Annotated in this window: 18 protein-coding genes; 12 read left to right on the forward strand and 6 right to left on the reverse strand. The window is 60.4% G+C overall.

Translation table 11 applies throughout. From position 1 onward, the window contains the following. Nucleotides 1-115 precede the first annotated feature (115 nt). From KHO30_RS22715 to KHO30_RS22725, 3 genes are all read right to left on the reverse strand, one after another. Entirely contained in the window at nt 116-946 is an 831-nt protein-coding gene (locus KHO30_RS22715; protein ID WP_211702399.1) for an alpha/beta fold hydrolase, read from the reverse strand. An 8-nt stretch (nt 947-954) separates the two neighbouring features. After that, nucleotides 955-2,547 carry a benzoate-CoA ligase family protein gene (locus KHO30_RS22720; protein ID WP_211702400.1) on the reverse strand — a complete coding sequence of 531 codons (1,593 nt, stop codon included), beginning with the start codon at nt 2,545-2,547 and terminating at the stop codon, nt 955-957. 95 nt (nt 2,548-2,642) lie between these two features. Further along, the gene (locus KHO30_RS22725) at nt 2,643-3,116 is read right to left on the reverse strand and encodes a DUF4863 family protein (protein WP_093643128.1); all 474 of its coding nucleotides are present in this window, start codon (nt 3,114-3,116) and stop codon (nt 2,643-2,645) included. A gap of 184 nt (nt 3,117-3,300) precedes the next feature. On the opposite strand from KHO30_RS22725, the gene KHO30_RS22730 reads away from it, so the two are divergent. The 4 genes from KHO30_RS22730 (at nt 3,301) to boxA (ending at nt 8,910) form a co-directional block, all read left to right on the forward strand. Continuing rightward, nucleotides 3,301-4,296, forward strand: coding sequence for a helix-turn-helix transcriptional regulator (locus tag KHO30_RS22730; protein WP_093643125.1), 996 nt, complete (start codon nt 3,301-3,303; stop codon nt 4,294-4,296). A 116-nt stretch (nt 4,297-4,412) separates the two neighbouring features. Beyond that, nucleotides 4,413-6,083, forward strand: coding sequence for a 2,3-epoxybenzoyl-CoA dihydrolase (boxC, locus tag KHO30_RS22735; protein WP_211702401.1), 1,671 nt, complete (start codon nt 4,413-4,415; stop codon nt 6,081-6,083). A 96-nt stretch (nt 6,084-6,179) separates the two neighbouring features. Then, the gene (gene boxB / locus KHO30_RS22740) at nt 6,180-7,607 is read left to right on the forward strand and encodes a benzoyl-CoA 2,3-epoxidase subunit BoxB (RefSeq protein WP_093643119.1); all 1,428 of its coding nucleotides are present in this window, start codon (nt 6,180-6,182) and stop codon (nt 7,605-7,607) included. Between the two features lie 58 nt (nt 7,608-7,665). Further along, nucleotides 7,666-8,910: a benzoyl-CoA 2,3-epoxidase subunit BoxA gene (gene boxA, locus KHO30_RS22745; RefSeq protein WP_211702402.1), complete on the forward strand. Its 1,245-nt coding sequence runs from the start codon at nt 7,666-7,668 to the stop codon at nt 8,908-8,910. A gap of 53 nt (nt 8,911-8,963) precedes the next feature. On the opposite strand, the gene KHO30_RS22750 is transcribed toward boxA, so the two are convergent. The 3 genes from KHO30_RS22750 to KHO30_RS22760 all read right to left on the reverse strand — a co-directional run bounded on the left by KHO30_RS22750 (nt 8,964) and on the right by KHO30_RS22760 (nt 10,415). Continuing rightward, a complete protein-coding gene (locus KHO30_RS22750) occupies nt 8,964-9,359 on the reverse strand; it encodes a type II toxin-antitoxin system VapC family toxin (RefSeq protein ID WP_093643113.1) in 396 nt (131 codons plus the stop codon). After that, a complete protein-coding gene (locus tag KHO30_RS22755; protein ID WP_093643110.1) occupies nt 9,356-9,592 on the reverse strand; it encodes a type II toxin-antitoxin system Phd/YefM family antitoxin in 237 nt (78 codons plus the stop codon). Before KHO30_RS22755 ends, KHO30_RS22750 begins: the two co-directional genes overlap by 4 nt. A 64-nt stretch (nt 9,593-9,656) precedes the next feature. Further along, entirely contained in the window at nt 9,657-10,415 is a 759-nt protein-coding gene (locus KHO30_RS22760; protein ID WP_211702403.1) for a TetR/AcrR family transcriptional regulator, read from the reverse strand. 302 nt (nt 10,416-10,717) lie between these two features. Here KHO30_RS22760 and KHO30_RS22765 point away from each other — a divergent pair, with 302 nt between their 5' ends. The 8 genes from KHO30_RS22765 (at nt 10,718) to KHO30_RS22800 (ending at nt 20,665) form a co-directional block, all read left to right on the forward strand. Continuing rightward, complete coding sequence (locus tag KHO30_RS22765; protein WP_211702404.1) at nt 10,718-11,998, forward strand: Zn-dependent hydrolase; 1,281 nt, start codon at nt 10,718-10,720, stop codon at nt 11,996-11,998. Between the two features lie 148 nt (nt 11,999-12,146). After that, entirely contained in the window at nt 12,147-13,496 is a 1,350-nt protein-coding gene (locus KHO30_RS22770; RefSeq protein ID WP_200651111.1) for an NAD(P)-dependent oxidoreductase, read from the forward strand. Nucleotides 13,497-13,563: 67 nt separating this feature from the next. Continuing rightward, nucleotides 13,564-14,892 (forward strand): NAD-dependent dihydropyrimidine dehydrogenase subunit PreA, encoded by a 1,329-nt coding sequence (preA, locus tag KHO30_RS22775; protein WP_211702405.1) that lies wholly within the window; start codon nt 13,564-13,566, stop codon nt 14,890-14,892. 124 nt (nt 14,893-15,016) lie between these two features. Then, nucleotides 15,017-16,528: an NCS1 family nucleobase:cation symporter-1 gene (locus tag KHO30_RS22780; RefSeq protein ID WP_211702406.1), complete on the forward strand. Its 1,512-nt coding sequence runs from the start codon at nt 15,017-15,019 to the stop codon at nt 16,526-16,528. 75 nt (nt 16,529-16,603) lie between these two features. Further along, nucleotides 16,604-18,055 carry a dihydropyrimidinase gene (hydA, locus tag KHO30_RS22785; RefSeq protein WP_200621958.1) on the forward strand — a complete coding sequence of 484 codons (1,452 nt, stop codon included), beginning with the start codon at nt 16,604-16,606 and terminating at the stop codon, nt 18,053-18,055. 354 nt (nt 18,056-18,409) lie between these two features. Beyond that, nucleotides 18,410-19,192, forward strand: coding sequence for an amino acid ABC transporter substrate-binding protein (locus tag KHO30_RS22790; protein ID WP_211702407.1), 783 nt, complete (start codon nt 18,410-18,412; stop codon nt 19,190-19,192). 22 nt (nt 19,193-19,214) lie between these two features. Further along, nucleotides 19,215-19,892 carry an amino acid ABC transporter permease gene (locus KHO30_RS22795; protein WP_054040530.1) on the forward strand — a complete coding sequence of 226 codons (678 nt, stop codon included), beginning with the start codon at nt 19,215-19,217 and terminating at the stop codon, nt 19,890-19,892. Beyond that, a complete protein-coding gene (locus KHO30_RS22800) occupies nt 19,892-20,665 on the forward strand; it encodes an amino acid ABC transporter ATP-binding protein (protein WP_093643088.1) in 774 nt (257 codons plus the stop codon). The genes KHO30_RS22795 and KHO30_RS22800 overlap by 1 nt, the downstream gene beginning before the upstream one ends. The last annotated feature ends 431 nt before the right edge of the window (nt 20,666-21,096 follow it).

Consider the following 21,096-nt stretch of genomic DNA (forward strand, 5'->3'; position numbering starts at 1 on the left):
AAAGCGCTTGATCGTGGAGGTGCTTTGCGAGTGGCACGCTTTTCTATTTATGTCGCATAAAAAACTGCGCCGGGGGCGGCGCAGTTGTACGGCGTTTCGGTGCGGTCGTTTCGGGCTAGCGCTGTTTTGCAACGAACCCCGCAATCGCGTCATTCAACGCATCCGGTGCATCGCGATGTGGCGAGTGTCCGCAAGCATCGAGCTTCACCAATTGCGCATGCGGCACGCGCTCGCCGATCGTATCGATTTGCGCCATGGTGCCGTAGTTGTCGTCGTGGCCTTGCACTGCGAGTAAAGGCTGCTTGATGGCGGCGAGTTCATCCACGATGCGCCATTCCCTGAACGCCGGATTCAGCCAGATATCGTTCCAGCCATAGAACGCCGAATCGACGTCGGCGTGATAGCGGGCTAGTTTGCTGCGCAGATCGGTGGTCTCGTAGAGTTGCTTGGTTTGCGCGATGCTTTCCACAGAGATGTCTTCGACGAATACATGCGGTGCGATTGCTATCGCGCCGGCCAATTCATCCGGATGCTGCGCCGCGTAGAGCAGCGCGATCGAGCCGCCGTCGCTATGGCCGATCACCCACATGCGCTTGCGTTCCTGCGTGCCGATATCGAGCGCATCGAGCAACGCGGGCAGGATGTCGCGCGCTTGTGAGGTCATGAAATCGACCGGCCATTTGACGTCGTGCGCACGCGGTGCGGATAGTCCATAACCGGGTCGCGAATAAACGAGACCACGCATGCCGAGCCGCTCGCACAAGACTTGCGGCCAGTCGCGCCACATCGCGATGGAACCCAGTCCTTCGTGCAGGAAGACGGCGATAGGTGCATCGACCGCCGCTTCATTCACCCAACGATATTCGATGCGCAACGGCCCATGCGATGCCGTGGCGGGCAGTTCAGCGAATTCGCTAGCAAGGGTTGCGGTTGCGGGCTTCTGCATGGATCACCTTATGATTGTTCGCGCAGTTTGAAGCGTTGAATCTTGCCGGTAGCGGTTTTCGGCAAATCGTCGACGAACAGGATATCGCGCGGATACTTGTGCGGCGCGAGCCGTCCCTTGACGAAATTCTTCAACTCATCCGCGAGTATCTCAGACGGTGTGAATTCACGCTTCAGCACCACGAACGCGCGGGTCTTGACGAGGCCGCCGTGATCCACGCCGACCACCGCAGCTTCGAGCACCGCTTCGTGCTGCACCAGAACCATCTCCACTTCGACGGGCGATACGTACTGACCGCTCACTTTCAGCATGTCGTCGCTGCGGCCCGCGTACACGTAGCAGCCATTCGCGAGGCGGCGGTATTTATCGCCGCTGCGGATCCACTCGCCAAGGAAGGTCGCACGCGATTTCTCGCGATTGCTCCAGTACATGAGCGCCGCGCTCGGTCCTTTGATAAACAGATCGCCGACTTCGTCGTCGGGCACCGGATGTCCGGCTTCGTCGCGCAATTCGACTTCATAGCCGGGAACGGGCCGGCCCGTGGTGCCGTACTCGACTTCACCCGTGCGGTTCGACAGGAAGATATGCAGCATCTCGGTCGAGCCGATGCCGTCGAGAATTTCGCAGCCGAAATGCGCGGTGAAGCGCTCGCCAATTTCACGCGGCAGCGCTTCGCCCGCCGACGTGCACACGCGCATCGCGACAGCGGCGCGCTCGGGCAAGTTGGGTGAGACGAGCATGCTCGCGTAGAGCGTCGGTACGCCGTAGAAAATGGTCGGGCGATACCGCACGAGGCGCGTGAAAATCGCGTCGGCGGTGGGGCGTTCCGCCATCAATACAGCCGTAGCGCCAACCGAAAGCGGGAACGTCAACCCATTACCCAGACCGTATGCAAAGAACAACTTGGCCGCCGAGAAAACTACATCGCTTTCGACGATGCCAAGAATCGGCTTCGCGTACAACTCGGCGGTCCAGTACAGATTCGCGTGCGTATGGACGGTGCCTTTCGGCTTGCCGGTCGAGCCGGACGAATACAGCCAGAACGCGATATCGTCGCAACCTGTCGCAGAAGGCTTGGTGGCCGGTGTGGCCGCGTCGATCAGATCGTTGAGGCGCGGCGCCGTCAAAGGCTCGCCGTCAAGGGGCTGTGAAACGATCAACTGGCAACCGTCGTGTTCGGTGGTATCCATCGCCTGCGTGACATTCGGCAGCAATGCGCCGGATGCGATCACGGCGCGCGCATGGCTGTGCGTCAGCATGTACACATAGTCGGCCGTGGTGAGCAAGGTGTTCGCGACGACCGGCACGACGCCCGCATAGAGCGCACCGAGAAAGGCGATTGGCAGTTCGATGGTGTCGAGCATCACCAGCAGCACGCGTTCTTCCGGATGCACACCAAGCGTGCGCAATGCGCTTGCGAAGCGCCGGGCCCGTTCTTCGAGTTCGCCGTAGGTGGTCGTGCCGGTGTCGTCGATATAGGCAGTCTTGGCGGCGCGCGCTTCATTCAATCCAAACAGGTAGGCCGCGAAATTGAATATCGCGGGCGGCGCTTCGACAGTCGGCGCGGGCCGACTCGCAGCCGTTTCCAGCAGGGCTTCCATATGTCTCCTCCATCGGGTGGGGGCGGTCTGGCGGTTATGTGCTCTTGATCCGCTCGATGCTTACTGTCTGATCGTGTGAAGCTTGTCTCGTGCCGCTACGCTGCGGTGGGCGTGAATTCGATCGCGCCTTGCGGCAGCAGATACAGCACCAGCGCCTGGCCATTCGCAACGGTCGGCCGATGCGCGCTGCCGGGACCGTACACGCACCAACCTGCCGGATGACCGTCGAAGGTAGCGCCTTCGGTGAGCGGCATGATCAGATCTATTTCGCCGTTCGGATGCACATGATGCGGACCGGCAATATCCTTCATATCGACCACGTCGACGGAAAAGCCGTGGGTTTCCGGCAAGGCCTTGAAGATCCGGCCATAACGAATGCCGCCGCCTTCGCGATTGCACAGCCAGCCTTCGGCCACGCCGGTGCGGCAGGCATCCGCCAGTTCGCGGAAGGTCGCGCCGTTTGCGGGATACGTGTCGTTGAGCCACGTGGTCAGCGTGCCGTCGAGCGGGCGGCCGGCGAGTTGCTCTGTCACGCCCGCAATCAGGCGTTGAAAGTCATGTGGGGACATGCAAGCCTCCAGATCAGCACGCGCACGCACCTTAATTCATGCGTGCCGTTGCGCCGTCTCCGTGACGCCGCCGAAAAACCTCGACAGCGTTTGTTATTGGATCAATATTTGGCGAAAATTAACTGTTCACCAATGCCATGTCAAGCACTATAGTACATGTAACGTATTCAATAGGCAGTTAAACATGAACCAAAATTACTCTTCCGCGCCGCTGGACGATCCTGCCGATGAGGACGCGAGCCGCGCCACCGGGGCCAGCCGCGGTGCCGACAGCGGGGCTGAGCGTGGGGCGGAGCGCGATCCTTTTCTAACCGCGATGGGTGATCGCGTGCGTTTGCTGCGCGCGCGCCGTGGCATGACACGCAAGACGCTGGCGACTGAAACCGGCTTGTCGGAGCGTCATCTGGCGAATCTGGAGTCGGGCATGGGCAACGCATCGGTGCTGGTGTTGCGGCAAATCGCGGCGACGCTGAACTGCCCGCTGGCCGAAGTGATCGGCGACGAAACCACGGCTTCCGCCGAATGGCTGCTGATCCGTGAACTGCTGCAGGGTCGCGACCAGGCGGCGCTGCAGCGCGCCCGCGTGGCGCTTGCCGAGATGTTCGCGCAGGCGCCGCGTGACCCGCATCGCAAGGACCGGATCGCGCTGATCGGCCTGCGCGGGGCCGGCAAGTCGACCTTCGGCCGGATGCTGGCGCAGGAGCGCAAAGTGCCGTTCGTCGAGCTGACGCGGGTGATCGAGCAACTCGCCGGCTGTCCGCCGTCGGAGATTCATTCGCTTTACGGTGCGAGCGCTTACCGGCGTTATGAGCACCGCGCGCTGGAGGCGGTGATTCACGAGCATGAGCGCGCTGTGATCGCGTCGCCGGGCGGGCTGGTGTCGGAGTCGGGCACCTTCAACGCGCTGCTGTCGCACTGCTTTACCGTATGGCTGCAGGCCACGCCGGAAGAGCATATGCGCCGCGTCGTCGCGCAAGGCGACCTGCGGCCGATGTCCGGCAACAAGGAGGCGATGGATGACCTGAAGCGCATCCTGGCGGGGCGTAGCGAACTATACGGCCGCGCCGATATGACCTTCGACACCAGCGAAAAAACCTTGGCCGACGCCTATTTGCAGCTGCGCGACCGGCTGGCTGCAAGGCTCGCGGCAGAATCGCCGGACGAAGTACGGGTGAGTTGAAATGCAGTGCGAGCTAGGGTTTACTAGCAAACATGCACTAAAGTGCTTTACTCGGGGATGACGATGCACTATTGTTCAAAAAACAAGTTTTGCATCGTCCAGTCAGGAGACGCCCCATGCCCACAGCAGAAACCGCAATCGCGCCGGTCGACTACCGCACCGATCCCTCTCAGTACAAGCACTGGAAGCTGAGTTTCAACGGTCCTGTCGCAACCCTTGGCATCGACATCGCCGAGGACGGCGGGATCCGGGACGGCTACAAGCTGAAGCTGAATTCATACGACCTTGGCGTCGACATCGAACTGCACGACGCGATACAACGCATCCGCTTCGAGCATCCTGAAGTCAAAACGGTGGTGCTGACGAGCTTGAAGGATCGCGTGTTCTGCTCGGGCGCGAACATCTTCATGCTGGGTTTGTCCACGCACGCCTGGAAGGTCAACTTCTGCAAATTCACCAACGAAACGCGCAACGGTCTCGAAGATTCATCGCGTCATTCAGGTCTGAAGTTTCTCGCCGCCGTGAACGGTGCATGCGCCGGTGGCGGATACGAACTCGCGCTCGCTTGCGACGAGATCTATCTCGTGGATGACCGCTCGTCGTCGGTTTCGCTGCCGGAAGTGCCGTTGCTGGGCGTGCTGCCGGGTACAGGCGGTCTGACGCGTGTTACCGACAAACGCAAGGTGCGTCACGATCGTGCGGACATCTTCTGTACTGTAGTCGAAGGCATTCGCGGTGAGCGGGCGAAAGCATGGCGTCTCGTGGATGAAGTCGTGAAGCCGAATCAGTTCGATCAGACGATTCAGGCGCGCGCGCTCGAACTCGCCGAACAAAGCGATCGCCCGTCGGACGCACAAGGCGTCGTGCTGACGCGTATCGAACGCACCAACCGCGAAGACGGCCTGACTTATAAAACACTCGACGTTACGATCGATCGTGCGAAGCGCATCGCCACCTTCACGGCGAAAGCGCCACAAGCCGGACAACCTACCGAGATCGACGCGATCGTCGCCGCCGGCACGAGCTGGTGGCCATTGCAGTTCGCCCGCGAACTCGACGACGCGATCCTCTCGATGCGCACTAACGAGCTCGAGGTTGGCACCTGGGTCTTCAAGACCGAAGGCGATGCCCGTAATCTGCTCGCCACCGACGCTACCCTGATGCAGCACAAGGACCATTGGTTCGTGCGCGAGACGATCGGCCTCTTGCGCCGCACGCTGGCACGTATCGACGTGTCGTCGCGTTCGCTGTTCGCGCTGATCGAGCCGGGTTCGTGTTTTGCCGGCACCTTCGCCGAACTCGCGTTTGCCTGCGACCGCAGCTATATGGCGGCACTGACGAGCAACGAAGACGAAGAGCCGGCGATCACGCTCTCGGAAGTCAACTTCGGTCTCTATCCGATGGTCACGCATCAATCACGTTTGGCTCGTCGCTTCTATGAAGAAGCCGAACCGCTCGACGCGGTGCGCTCGAAGATCGGCCAGGCGATCAAAGCTGTTGAAGCCGAGCGCCTGGGTCTCGTGACCGCGTCGCCCGACGATATCGATTGGGCCGACGAAATCCGCATCGCGCTCGAAGAACGCGCGGCGATGTCGCCGGATGCATTGACCGGACTGGAAGCGAATCTGCGCTTCAATGGCCCGGAAACGATGGAGACGCGTATTTTCGGGCGTCTCACCGCATGGCAGAACTGGATCTTCAACCGGCCGAACGCAGTGGGCGAGAAGGGCGCGCTCAAGGTGTACGGCAAAGGCAGCAAGGCGCAATTCGACGTCTCGCGCGTTTGATTCTTTCGACGCGACACAACGTAACTGAAACCGACGCCCCCTGCCTGATACGCGCCTCTCATCCGCAAGCTCTGTATTCCGACCAAGGAACCGACCATGTCAACGATCAACTACAGCGAAAAGATTCCGAACAACGTCAATCTCGCCGACGACCGTGCATTGCAACGCGCGCTCGAACAATGGCAGCCGAATTTTCTGTCGTGGTGGGGCGATATGGGCCCGGAAGGCTCGCATGGCTATGACGTGTATCTGCGCACGGCGGTGAGCGTCGACGCGGGCGGCTGGGCGCATTTCGATCACGTGAAGATGCCGGACTATCGCTGGGGCATTTTCCTCACGCCCGGTGAACAGGACCGCAAGATTCATTTCGGCGAGCACAAGGGTGAGGCTGCGTGGCAGGACGTGCCCGGCGAGCATCGCGCGAATCTGCGCCGCATTATCGTCACGCAAGGCGATACGGAGCCGGCTTCGGTCGAGCAGCAACGGCATCTGGGTTTGACCGCGCCGTCGATGTACGACCTGCGCAACCTGTTTCAGGTGAACGTGGAAGAAGGCCGCCACCTGTGGGCGATGGTGTACCTGCTGCACCGTTACTTCGGCCGCGATGGTCGCGAGGAAGCAGAGGCACTGCTCGGCCGCCGTTCGGGTGACGAAGATAATCCGCGTATTCTCGGCGCCTTCAATGAGAAAACGCCGGACTGGCTCGCGTTTTACATGTTCACGTACTTCACCGACCGCGACGGCAAATTCCAGTTGTCGGCGCTCGCCGAGTCGGGTTTCGATCCGCTTGCACGCACCACCAAGTTCATGCTGACCGAAGAAGCGCATCACATGTTCGTCGGCGAATCGGGTGTGTCGCGCGTGATCCAGCGCACGGCGCAAGTGATGAACGAACTGGGCACGGACGACGTCGCGAAGATTCGCGCGGCCGGCGTGATCGATCTGCCGACCATCCAGCGCTACTTGAACTTTCATTACTCGGTGACGATCGATCTGTTCGGCGCCGATCATTCGTCTAATGCGGCCACGTTCTACAGCTCGGGCCTGAAGGGCCGCTATGAAGAGAACAAGCGCGACGACGATCATCAATTGAACGGTCAAAGCTACAAGCTGCTCGACGTGCAGGACGGCAAACTGGTCGAGCGCGAAGTGCCGATGCTCAACGCGATGAATGAAGTGCTGCGCGACGACTACATTAAAGATTCGGTGGCGGGTGTCGGCCGCTGGAACAAGGTGCTCGAAAAGGCTGGCATCGATTTCCGCATGACAGTGCCGCATAAAGCGTTCAACCGGCAGATCGGCACGTTTGCAGGTACGCGTGTGTCGCCGGACGGCCGCGTGATCAGCGAGACCGAATGGGCCGCCAATGAAGCGAAGTGGCTCGCCTCGCCGGAAGATCGTGCGTATGTCGCCTCGCTGATGGGTCGCGTCGTCGAACCGGGCAAGTTCGCGAACTGGATTGCGCCGCCGGCAATGGGCGTGAACCGTCAGCCGGTCGATTTCGAATACGTGCGCTTTAACTGAGCACGGCGATTGAAAACGTGCGGCGTCGTATTCGCACGAATATCTGGTGGAGGAAGTCATGAACGGCCCAGTATCGATCGAAGTTCTCAGGCAACATCTGATCGATCCGGAAATCTGCATTCGCTGCAATACCTGCGAAGAGACTTGCCCGGTCGATGCGATCACGCACGACGAGAACAATTATGTGGTCAAGGCGGATGTCTGCAACGGCTGCATGGCGTGCGTGCCACCGTGTCCGACTGGCTCGATCGATAACTGGCGCACTGTGCTGAAAGCCGATGCGTATTCCATTGACGAGCAGTTCAAATGGGACGTGCTGCCCGAGCAGAACACAATGGCGGTGCCTGCTGCGGAAGATGAATCGGTCGCGGCCGGAGCCTCAGGCGATGCGCCAGCGGACGCAAGCGGTATTGAAGTCGATACCGTGCGTGGGTCGGTCGTGCCGCCATGGTCCGCGGCGAAACCGTACGTGAATCTCTATACGCACAAGGCGCCGACTACCGCGACAGTGGTCGGCAACTACCGGCTCACGGACGGCTCGACGGATAGCGACATCCATCACATCGTGCTCGATTTCGGCTCGATGCCTTTCCCTGTGCTTGAGGGCCAGTCGATCGGCGTCCTGCCACCGGGCGCGACCGCCGATGGCCGCACGCATCACGCGCGGCAGTATTCGATTGCGAGTCCGCGCGATGGCGAGCGGCCCGGCTACAACAATGTTTCTCTCACCGTGAAGCGCGTGTCCCAGCAGCACGGCGACGCGCTCGATGGAGTCTGCTCGAATTATCTGTGCGATCTGAAGAAGGGCGACGTGGTCAGCGTAATAGGCCCGTTCGGCGGCACCTTCCTGATGCCGAACCATCCGAACTCGCATCTGCTGATGATTTGCACGGGCACAGGCTCGGCGCCGATGCGCGCGATGACCGAATATCGTAGGCGGCGTCGTCTGAAAGGGGCGACCGGCAAGCTGATGTTGTTCTTCGGCGCGCGCACGAAAGAAGAGCTGCCTTACTTTGGTCCTTTGACGAATCTGCCGAAGGATTTCATCGACACGAATCTGGCGTTTTCGCGCACGCCGGGACAGCCCAAACGCTACGTGCAGGACGCGATGCGTGAGCGTGCGGTCGATGTCGCACAGATGCTCAAGGACGACAACACGCATATCTACGTGTGCGGCTTGAAGGGGATGGAAGACGGCGTGCTGCAAGCGCTCAAGGAAATCGGCGAACAGCACCAGCTCGACTGGGAAGCGCTATGGATGAAGCTGAAGCGGGAAGGGCGGCTGCATCTGGAGACGTATTGATTGACTGATGTCTGGCCATGAATTGGCCCGCATGCCTGCGGGCCTCATGGTCTTTACCAGATCGTTTTGACGTGTGGATACGCGCGAATTTTTTCGTCTTTTGTCACTAGCGGTACGGCAAACTTGCGAGCGGTCGCGACGATCATCCTGTCGGCTGGGTCTCTGTGGAACTCACCGGGAAGATCGACGGACTTCGTTGCGATTTCCACATCGACAGGTATAAAGCGCACAGCTTCGATTGCCGAGACGGTGGCGAGCCAACTGCTGACATCCATCGAGAGTAGGAGCCTCTCGCGCTCCACCAGCATGGCTATTTCCCATGCGGAAATGGCCGACACGACGATTTCCCCGCCGGCCATTTCGTGCGCGATGGCAGTCTTTGCTTTCTTGCTTAACGTCGGATCGCCGGTGACCCACCAGACCAAAGTATGGGTATCCAGAACGATCACTGCGTCGCCTCCCAGTCATCCTCTCCAACGGGAGCGGTGGGATTGTCGTAACGCACGACCGAGCCGCGTAGCACGTCTAGCGGACTGCGTTCTACACCGCGATAGGGCCGGACTTCAAGCGCTGGCTTGCCGTGGTCGGTGACAATCAAGCTTTCACCGGACGCCTCCACTTGCCGGAACAATTCGAGCGCCTTGGCCTTGAATTCAGACTTCGATACCAGATTGCCTTGCACAGTAGCTCCTATAGTCATTTGCCTATAGTCACTATTGTACTCCAAAATGACTAGATGGAAGTAGTCATTGAACGGCTGACCCTTTCCCTTGCGCCGGCGACACCGCCCCACACGCACGAATCACCAACTGCACGACTTCCTCCGTCGTCACCTCAAACGCCTTCTGTGTCAGCGCGCGTTTGCCTTTAAGCGCGCGAATCTGCGCGTCGAAGTCGGCGTAATGCTGCGTGGTTGCCCAGATCATGTACATCAGCGTTTGCGCATCCACCGGCGCCAGCAGCCCGCGCGCAATCCAGTTGTCGATCACCTTCACCCGGCTATCCAGCCACGGCTTCACGCGCCCCGTGAGAATGTCCTCCATATGCTCCGCGCCGTGGATGATCTCGCTCGCCCACACCTTCGAACCTAAAGGCCGGCGGCGCGATAACTCCATTTTCGCGCGTACGTATCCGCCAATCGCTTCGACCGGATCGTCACTGCATTCGAAGGTATCCGCCGCGCGATGCCAGTCTTCGAACAGGTCTTCCAGCACGCGCCGGTACAACGCGAGTTTTGTCGGGAAGTAGTAATGCAGGTTAGCTTTCGGTAAGCCTGCACGCTCCGCAATCATCGCCGTGCTGGTTCCATCGAGTCCTCGCTCGGCGAAAACCGCTTCGGCGCACGCCAGCAAATGCGCTTCATTCGACTCGCGAATGTGCGCCTTGCGCCGCCGCAAAGGCGCGCGAGTTTCGTCCAGTGTCTCGTCGTTTTCCGTGATGTCGGCAGCCACGTTGTCGTCTCTCATGTTGGCCTGCATCGGCATGTGTGCCGCGTCGCGCTTCATTCTAGTCGTTTGAGCGCGGATGGACACGCGCATTCGAGGTCGTCGAAAAATGCGTGCTGCAGTGCAATGGCACGCTTCTCGCTATGTTTGTCGCCGTACGAAAGGTGTTGATTTGGCGGGCTTAATCGTCTACAACCTGTCCAACTGGACAGGATTGAGAGAGCGGGAGATGCCCCAGGGTTTGCCCTCTGTATAAGAGGCGATCAAAGGCATCGAGTGTGCACCGCCGCCGTGCGGCCGCGCCCCAAAACCCGCCGCCGATGCACCAGTTTCATGTCGGTTCACCGAAAGGAGCGAGACGAATGAACGCGGTATCCGAAGCGCTGAAGCACGCAGAACCCGCTACGTCGATCAAGGTTGATGGCAAGCGGCTGTGGGACAGCCTGATGACGATGGCGAAGATCGGCGCGACGCCCAAAGGCGGCGTCTGCCGGCTGGCGCTGACCGACCTCGACAAACAGGGACGCGACCTGATCGTCAGTTGGGCGAAAGAAGCGGGCTGCACGGTCAGTGTCGATCAGATGGGCAATGTGTTCATGCGCCGCGCCGGGCGCAACCCCGATGCGTTGCCGGTCATGACCGGCTCGCATGCGGACTCGCAGCCGACCGGCGGCCGCTTCGACGGTATCTACGGCGTGCTAGGTGGGCTCGAAGTGATCCGCAGTCTCAACGATCACGACATCGAGACCGAGCATCCGGTTGAAGTGGTGATCTGGACCAACGAGGAGGGTTCGCGTTTCGCGCCTGCCATGGTCGCTTCGGGGGTGTTCGCCGGCGTTTTCACACTGGATTACGGTCTTTCGCGCAAGGATGTGGACGGCAAGACCATCGGCGAGGAACTCAAACGTATCGGTTATGCGGGCGATCTGCCTTGCGGTGGACGTCCCTTGCATGCCGCGTTCGAATTGCATATCGAACAAGGGCCGATTCTCGAAGCCGAGCACAAAACCATCGGCGTGGTGACCGACGCACAAGGTCAGCGCTGGTACGAAATCACGCTGACGGGGCAGGAGGCGCACGCGGGTCCGACGCCGATGCCGCGCCGTCGCGATGCATTGCTCGGGGCCGCGCGCGTGGTCGATCTGGTCAATCGCATCGGGCTGGATAACGCGCCGTTCGGTTGTGCGACGGTCGGCATGATGCAGGTCTATCCGAACTCGCGCAATGTGATTCCAGGCCGCGTGTTTTTCACCGTCGACTTCCGTCATCCGGACGACGCGGTACTCGCGAAGATGGACGCGGCGTTACGTGAGGGCGTGGAGAAAATCACCAGCACCATCGGTCTGGAAACCGAACTCGAGCAGATCTTCTACTACGCGCCGGTCGCTTTCGACGAAGCCTGCGTGAAGTCAGTGCGCGCCGCGGCGGAACGCTTCGGTTATCCGCATCGCAACATGGTTTCAGGCGCGGGACATGACGCCTGCTATCTGTCGCAAGTCGCGCCGACTTCGATGGTGTTCGTGCCGTGCGTCGACGGGATCAGTCACAACGAGATCGAAGACGCGACCTTCGAATGGATCGAAGCGGGCGCGAACGTCTTGCTGCACGCCATGCTCGGACGAGCGTGCGAGCCGGTTTCATAACGCTTTAGCGGTAGCCGTAGCGGGTTGTGGTTGCGAGTTTTAGTGCTTCCCTAGCCTCACCGTAGTGCCCATAAAACATGCCGCCCCGGCTCCGCTTCAGCGTAGTCGGCGGGACCGGCTACGTCCTCACATCGAAGAAGGAACGTGTATGGCCATCAAGCAAACCGGCGATATTGCGCCTCAGCGCCTATCGGCCGATCAACTCTCGTGCGAGTTCTCCGATATCGCACCGTTACTCGACGCGAGTGCCGCGGCCGCAGCAGCGAGCCGCTGTCATTACTGTTACGACGCGCCGTGTGTGAACGCGTGTCCGACACAGATCGACATTCCCAGTTTCATTCGCAAGATCAGCAACGGTAATCTGAAGGGCGCGGCCGTTGACATTCTGTCGGCGAATCCGCTGGGCGGCATGTGCTCGCGCGTTTGCCCGACCGAGATTCTTTGCGAGGGTGCTTGCGTGCGCAACCATCAGGATGCGAAGCCGGTGGCGATCGGTGCGTTGCAGCGTCATGCGACCGATTGGGCGATGGCGCGCGGCGAGGTGCTATTCAAACGCGCGGCTGAAACGGGCCGGCATGTCGCGGTGGTCGGTGCGGGCCCGGCCGGACTTGCCTGTGCGCATCGGCTTGCATTGGCCGGCCATAACGTGACGATCTATGACGCCCACGAGAAAGCCGGTGGCCTGAACGAATACGGCATCGCTGCCTATAAAACCGTCGATGATTTTGCGCAGCGTGAAGTGGCGTGGTTGTGCTCGATCGGCGGCATTGAGATCAAAAACGGCGTCGTGCTTGGACGTGATGTGGAGCTCGACGCGCTGCGCAAGCAGCACGATGCGGTCTTCCTCGCGATTGGTCTCACAGGCGTGCGCGCATTGGCGATGGAAGGCGAGGACCTGAGCGGCGTGATGAACGCAGTGGATTTCATCGAACAGGTGCGCACGGCGAATGACTTCGGCACGGTGCCGGTGGGCCGGCGAGTTGTCGTGATCGGTGGCGGCAATACGGCAGTGGATGCCGCCGTGCAAAGCCACAAGCTCGGCGCGACCTCGGTGACGATGGTGTATCGGCGCGGCGTCGAGTCGATGAGCGCGACGTGGGCCGAGCGTGATTTCGCGCAGACCAACGGCGTCACGCTCGTCACGCATGCAAAGCCGGTGCGTTTGATCGGAGAAGGCGGCGTGGTGACGGGTGTCGAATTCGAGCGCACGTCAGGCGATGGCAGTCAGGAGCGCTTCGTGGTCGAAGCCGACATGGTGCTCAAGGCAATCGGGCAGACACTGGTGCCGGTCGGTATCGAGCGCGAACTGTTGACGCTGGACGGCAGCCGTATCGCGGTCGATGCCAACGGACAAACCTCGTTGCCAGGCGTATGGGCGGGTGGCGATTGCGCGGCGACTGGCGGGATCGATCTGACGGTACAAGCGGTGCAGGACGGCAAGATTGCCGCCGCCGCGATTGACGCGCAGTTCGCCCGCACTGCAGTTAAAGCCGCGTAAGACTGCACAAAGCCGCTTAAGCCACGTATCACACCAAGATAAAACAGCAGTCCCCAAGGAGCCGAACATGGCCGATCTGCGCTGTACGATTGCCGGCATTACGTCGCCAAACCCTTTCTGGCTCGCTTCCGCGCCGCCGACCGACAAAGCCTATAACGTGAACCGCGCGTTCGAAGCGGGCTGGGGCGGGGTCGTATGGAAGACACTGGGCCTTGACCCGCATGTGGTGAACGTCAGCTCGCGCTATGGCGCGGTGCAATGGAACGGCCAGCGCATGGCGGGCCTGAACAACATCGAACTGATCACCGATCGTCCGCTCGACGTCAACCTTAAGGAAATCGCCCAGGTCAAACGCGACTGGCCGGACCGCGCGATGATCGTCTCGCTGATGGTGCCGTGCAACGAGCGCGACTGGAAGTGGATTTTGCCGCTTGTCGAAGACACCGGCGCCGATGCGGTGGAACTGAATTTCGGCTGCCCGCACGGCATGAGCGAGCGCGGCATGGGTGCTGCGGTCGGTCAGGTGCCCGAGTACATCGAGATGGTCACGCGCTGGGTCAAGGAAGGCTCGAAGCTGCCATGCCTCGTCAAACTCACGCCGAATATCAGCGACATCCGCCTCGGTTCGCGCGCGGCCTATAAAGGCGGCGCGGACGGCGTGTCGCTGATCAACACGATCAACTCGATCGTCGCGGTGGATCTCGACGCGATGTCGCCGCTGCCGATGGTTGACGGAAAAGGCACGCACGGTGGCTATTGCGGTCCGGCGGTCAAGCCGATCGCGCTGAACATGGTGGCCGAAATTGCGCGTGACGTCGAAACGCCGAATCTGCCGATCTCCGGCATCGGCGGCATTTCATCGTGGCGTGATGCGGCCGAATTCATGGTGCTCGGTGCAGGCAGCGTGCAGGTCTGCACGGCGGCGATGCACTACGGATTCCGCATCGTGTCCGATCTCGCCGACGGCCTCTCGAACTGGATGGACGAAAAAGGCTACGCGACGCTCGACGACATTCGCGGCCGCGCCGTGCCGAACGTCACTGACTGGAAGTACCTGAACCTCAAGTACGACATCAAGGCGCGCATCGATCAGGACAAATGCATCCAGTGCGGCCTCTGCCATATCGCCTGCGAAGACACCGCTCACCAGGCGATCATGAAAGAAAAAGACGGCGTCCGGCATTTTGAAGTGATGGACTCCGAATGTGTCGGCTGCAATCTGTGCATGCATGTGTGCCCGGTCGAGCAGTGCATCACGATGGAGCGCGTGGACAGCGGCGAGTACGCGAACTGGACTACGCATCCGAACAACCCTGCACGGGTGAATGCCGGTGAAAGCGACAAGTCAGACGCGGCTGAAACCGCCGAGCATGCCCACGCAGCAAAAGCAGCCTGAAACGTGAGCGACCTGTAGGAAAAGAAACGAAGCGAAGCGCTTGTACTGAACCTGTAATTTTCCCTTAGGGCCTGACGCGCCATCAGAAGCCGCGCGGGCCTCAACGATCAGTGGAGATCTTTCGATGAAGCAGACAGCGCAACCCGTCGATCCGCAGTTTGCGGCCGGCGCGCAGGGCAGCAGTCTTTACAACGATGACCTTGCGCCGACCGGCGTCGCACAGCGCACGTGGCGGTGGTATCACTTCGCCGCGTTGTGGGTGGGGATGGTGATGAACATCGCGTCATACATGCTCGCGGCCGGATTGACGGAGGAGGGCATGTCGCCGTGGCAGGCGGTGGCAACCGTGTTGCTCGGCAATCTGATCGTGCTGGTGCCGATGCTGTTGATCGGGCATGCGGGCGCGAAACACGGCATTCCGTACGCGGTGCTCGTGCGTTCTTCCTTCGGCACGCAGGGTGCGAAATTGCCGGCGATGCTGCGGGCGATCGTCGCGTGTGGCTGGTACGGCATTCAGACATGGCTTGGCGGCAGCGCGATCTACACGCTGCTGAACATTCTGACCGGCAACGCGCTGCACGGCGCGGCCTTGCCGTTCCTCGACATCTCGCTCACGCAGCTCGCGTGTTTCCTCGTGTTCTGGGCGCTGCAGATCTATTTTATTGTGCACGGCACTGACTCGATCCGCTGGCTCGAAAGCTGGTCCGCGCCGATCAAGATCGTGATGTGTATCGCGCTGGTGTGGTGGGCCACCTCGAAGGCGGGCGGTCTCGGCTCGATGTTGTCGGCGCCGTCGCAATTCGTGCCGGGCGGCAAGAAAGAAGGAATGTTCTGGGCGACTTTCTGGCCCGGCCTCACGGCAATGGTGGGCTTCTGGGCGACGCTCGCGCTGAACATTCCCGACTTCACGCGCTTTGCCAAAACGCAGCGCGACCAGATCATCGGCCAGTCGATTGGTTTGCCGGTGCCGATGGCCTTGCTCTCGGTGATCTCCGTGGTGGTGACATCGGCGACCGTGGTGATCTACGGCAAGGCGATCTGGGACCCGATCGATCTGACGAGCCGCATGACGGGCATAGGCGTCGGCCTTGCACTGATCATCCTGACGCTGGATACGATGTGCTGCAATCTGGCGGCGAATCTCGTCGGCCCGGCTTATGACTTTTCGAGCCTGTGGCCGAAGGGTATTTCGTATCGCGTCGGTGGCATGATTACCGCGACCATTGCCATCGTGATGATGCCGTGGAAGATTCTCGCCACCACGCAGGGTTATATCTTTACTTGGTTGGTCGGTTACTCGGCTTTGCTCGGTCCGGTGGCGGGCATTCTGATGGTCGACTACTTCCTGATTCGCGGCACACGGCTGGACACGCGCGAACTGTTCGACGAGCATGGCGAGTACAGTTACACGGGCGGCTGGAATATCGGCGCGGTGGTGGCGCTCGTGGTCGGCGTGCTGCCGAATCTGCCGGGCTTCCTGCACACCGCGTTTCCGGCATCGTTTCCGAACGTGCCGGCGATTTTCAACACGCTCTATACGTATGCATGGTTTGTCGGACTCGCGTTGGCGTCGATCGTATACAGCGCGTGGATGAGGTTGAGCAAAGGACCGAGTGCGCGCGTGGCGAGTGCCTGAGAGTGTCCATAAGCCACGCACGAAGCAGATGAAGTACGTAGCACCGAAACCAGCAGTTCATAAGGAGGCGGCACCATGACGACCCTGATTCGCGGCGGCACGATTATCGACGCGGAGAACACGTATCGTGCGGACGTGTTATGCGCGGACCCGCAGGACGGCGGCACGATCCTGCAGATCGGAGCGGACCTGGAGGCGCCGGCCGGCGCGACGATCGTCGATGCGGGCGGGCAGTATGTGATGCCCGGCGGCATCGATCCGCATACGCATATGGAGTTGCCGTTCATGGGCACCACGGCCAGCGACGATTTCTATACCGGTACGGCCGCGGGTCTATCCGGCGGCACGACCAGCATCATCGACTTCGTGATTCCGAGCCCGAAGCAATCGCTGATGGAGGCCTTCAAGGAATGGCGCGGCTGGGCTGAGAAAGCATCGGCAGATTATGGCTTTCACGTTGCGGTGACGTGGTGGGACGATTCGGTCTATCGCGACATGGGTACGCTGGTGCACGAACACGGCGTGTCGAGTTTCAAGCACTTCATGGCCTACAAGAACGCCATCATGGCCGACGACGAAGTGCTGGTAAACAGCTTCTCGCGCTCGCTCGAACTCGGCGCGCTGCCCACCGTGCATGCGGAGAACGGTGAACTGGTGTTTCAGTTACAGCGTCAATTGCTGGCGAAAGGCTTTACGGGTCCGGAGGCGCATCCGTTGTCACGGCCGCCTGAAGTAGAAGGAGAGGCCGCCAATCGGGCGATCCGCATTGCGCAAGTGTTAGGCGTGCCGGTGTATATCGTCCACGTGTCCGCGAAGGATGCGGTCGACGCGATTGCGCGTGCCCGCAGCGAAGGCCTTCGCGTATTCGGCGAAGTGTTGCCGGGCCATCTGGTGATCGACGAAGCGGTGTATCGCGATCCCGACTGGACCCGCGCGGCGGCGCACGTGATGAGCCCGCCGTTCCGTTCCGCGGAGCATCGCGAAGCATTGTGGCGGGGTTTGCAAGCGGGCCAATTGCACACCACCGCGACCGACCACTGCGTGTTCTGCGCGTCACAGAAGGCGATGGGTCGTGAGGACTTTACGAAGATCCCGAACGGCTGCGGCGGCGTGGAAGATCGTATGGCGGTGCTCTGGCATCACGGCGTGAATTCGGGGCGTCTCACGCCGAACGAATTCGTGCGCATTACCTCAACTAACGCCGCGCAGATTTTCAACCTGTATCCGCGGAAAGGTGCGGTTCAGGTGGGGGCCGATGCAGACCTGGTCGTGTGGGATCCGCAGGCAAGCAAGACGATTTCGGTGAAGACGCATCATCAGAAAGTCGACTTCAACGTATTCGAAGGCATGACGGTGCAGGGCGTGGCGATGCACACGCTCACGCGCGGCGCGCTGGCATGGACCGATGGCGAACTGCGGGCAGTGCGTGGCGCCGGGCGTTACCTGAAGCGCCCGCCGAATCCTGCTTACTTCGACGCGATCCGGGTGGCCAATAAGCGCAAGGAGCCGCATCCGGTGGAGCGGTAAGCCGTTTGCAATCTGACGGGCGGCCTCGCGATGCCGCCCGTACCGACCATTTTTCAACGCCGCGCGTTCGCCGCGGCGATACCCCTCCCGCGTTTTCCCCGATGGCGCCCGGCACGCATTCCGTGGTGCGATGCATGCCGCGCCTCCCATATCTGCTGTAGAGTCGAATTCGACGTTGTATGAGCCACCTTGGCTGTCCGCTTAGCACGCAAGCGCATATTGATCGGAAACCTGATCCTTTGTAAAAACGCAAACCGTTTGCTACAGTCCGCCCACTCTGCCGGGTCTGACCGCCGGCGGGATGCCGCACACAAAACCATGCAACTGACGTAGCAAACTTTACGGAGCCACCAGATGAAGTCGATTCGTTCCATTCTGCTGATCGCGCTGCTGCAAGCGGTGACCCTGAGTCCGGCATTCGCTGCTGACGAGCTCGCGCAGATCAAGTCCGCGGGCGTGTTCAAGATCGGCACCGAAGGCACCTACGCACCGTTCACGTACCACGATGAATCCGGCAAGCTGACCGGCTTCGACGTCGAGATCGGCACCGAGATCGCCAAGCGCCTGGGCGTCAAGCCGCAATTCGTCGAAGGGAAATGGGACGGCCTGATCGCCGGTCTCGATGTGAACCGCTACGACTCGGTGATCAACGAAGTCGCTGTCACCGACGCACGCAAAGCGAAATACGATTTCTCGGACCCGTACATCACATCGCACGCGGCGCTGATCGTGCGTTCGGACAACACCACGATCAAGACGTTTGACGACCTGAAGGGCAAGAAATCGGCGAATACGTTGACCAGCAACTTCGGCAAGATCGCGGCTGCGCACGGTGCCGAGGTGATTCCCGTGCAGGGCTTCAACGAATCGGTCGACCTGCTGACCTCGGGCCGCGTCGATGCGACCGTCAACGATTCGCTGTCGTTCCTCGATTTCAAGAAGCATAAGCCGGATGCGAAGGTGAAGATCGCCGCGCTCGACACGTCGGCTGACAGCAGCGACAAATCCGCGGTGCTGATCCGCAAGGGCAGCCCGGAATTGCAGGCGGCCATCAACAAGGCGCTGGATGACATCAAGAAAGACGGCACTTACGCGAAGATTTCGCAGAAGTACTTCGGTAAAGACGTCTCCCAATAAGCGTCATCTGCGAGTCTGAATCATGCCGGCATGGTTGCATCTGATGGCGCAGTCGCTGTGGCCCCTGCTGTATGCGGGGCTGGTCTTTACCGTGCCGCTCACGCTGGCATCGTTCGCGATCGGAATCGTGCTCGCGTTTATCGTCGCACTGGTCCGGCTATTCGGGCCGAAGTGGGCGATCGCGTGCGTGCGTTTCTACGTGTGGCTGTTTCGCGGCTCGCCGTTGCTTGTGCAACTGTTCGTGATTTTCTACGGACTGCCGAACGTGGGCATTGTGCTCGATCCGTTGACGGCGGCGATCATCGGCTTTTCGCTGAATGTCGGCGCGTATAACTCCGAAGTGATACGCGGCGTGATCGAGTCGATCCCGAAGGGCCAGTGGGAAGCAGCGTACTCGATGGGCATGACGCGTGAACAGGCGCTGCGCCGCGCGATCTTGCCGCAGGCCGCGCGCGTCGCGCTGCCGCCACTGTCGAACTCGTTCATCGCATTGGTGAAGGACACATCGCTTGCCGCGGTGTTGACGGTACCCGAGGTATTTCAGGCAGCGCAGCGAATCGCATCCGTGACCTATGAACCGCTGATTCTCTACACAGAGGCGGCGCTGGTTTATCTTGTGTTCAGTTCGGTATTGTCGTCGGCGCAAGTCCGGCTCGAGCGCAAGTTCGGCCGTCACGCACTTTTCCATGCGGGCAACTGATGATTCGACTGGAAAAAATCGACAAGTACTTCGGCGAGAACCGGGTGTTGAACTCGGTGGATCTGCAACTCGCCTCGGGCAACGTCACCGCGCTGATTGGCCCATCTGGCAGTGGCAAGAGTACGCTGTTGCGCTGCGTGAACCTGTTGGAAATCCCGGAATCTGGATCACTTCAAGTCGGCGACCAACGCCTCGAATTCAGCCGCGACCACAAGCCCCCGCGCGAGGAGGTACTGACGATCCGCCGCCGCACCGGCATGGTATTCCAGAACTTCCAGTTGTTTCCGCACTTGACGGTCCGCCAGAACGTCATGGAAGGCTTGCTGACCGTACAGAAGTGGGACAAGGAAAAAGCGCGCGTACGAGCAGACGAATTGCTGGAGAAAGTCGGCATCGCGCAAAAAGCAGACGCATGGCCCTCAACACTTTCCGGCGGGCAGCAACAACGCGTAGCAATAGCGCGAGCGCTAGCCCCATCGCCGGAAGTATTGTTGTGCGACGAACCGACTTCGGCACTGGACCCCGGACTAGCCGCGGAAGTAGTAGACGTACTGAAACAGCTCGCGACGGAAGGCATGACGATGTTAATGGCGACGCACGATTTGCGCCTAGCCGCGACAATCGCACGAGACGTAGTGTTTCTAAACAACGGCGTAGTGATCGAGGCGGGCCCATCACGGGACATTTTCATGAACCCGAGCCAACCGGAAACAGAGCGCTTCGTATCGACACTGACGCACAGCTTGCCGGACGCATGGACAGAGCGAGGTTGACCGGAGAGAGGGAAGGGCGAGAACAAAGCCTGTGCATTGATCTCCAGCAGCGAAGCACAAAAACGAGGGGCGCCGTAACGCCCCTCAAGAAAAACACACAACAGTGCCAAACCTGGCCCACTGGTTTTCTAGCAGACTCTTCCGACGAGCACACAGTGCAAGTCGGGAAGTATGACTCCCTTGTCACTAGCGTATGCGGGAGCACGAACCCAGATTCCAGATGCACCACTACCCTGCGCAAACCACGGTGCCCACTTAGCATTAGCGGTTTGAGCCGCTTTCTTTTGCCTACTTTTCTTTGCGGCGGCAAAGAAAAGTAGGTGTGTAGTGGTCAAGTAAACCTGGACACCCGGAAAGGGGAATATTTAAAAAAGTGAAGCTTCGCATCGTGCCGGCGGCTGACCGCCTGCTGCCGAATGGATGCGACGGTA

The sequence above is a fragment of the Paraburkholderia aspalathi genome (assembly GCF_905220735.1).
Taxonomy (GTDB): Bacteria; Pseudomonadota; Gammaproteobacteria; order Burkholderiales; family Burkholderiaceae; genus Paraburkholderia; species Paraburkholderia aspalathi.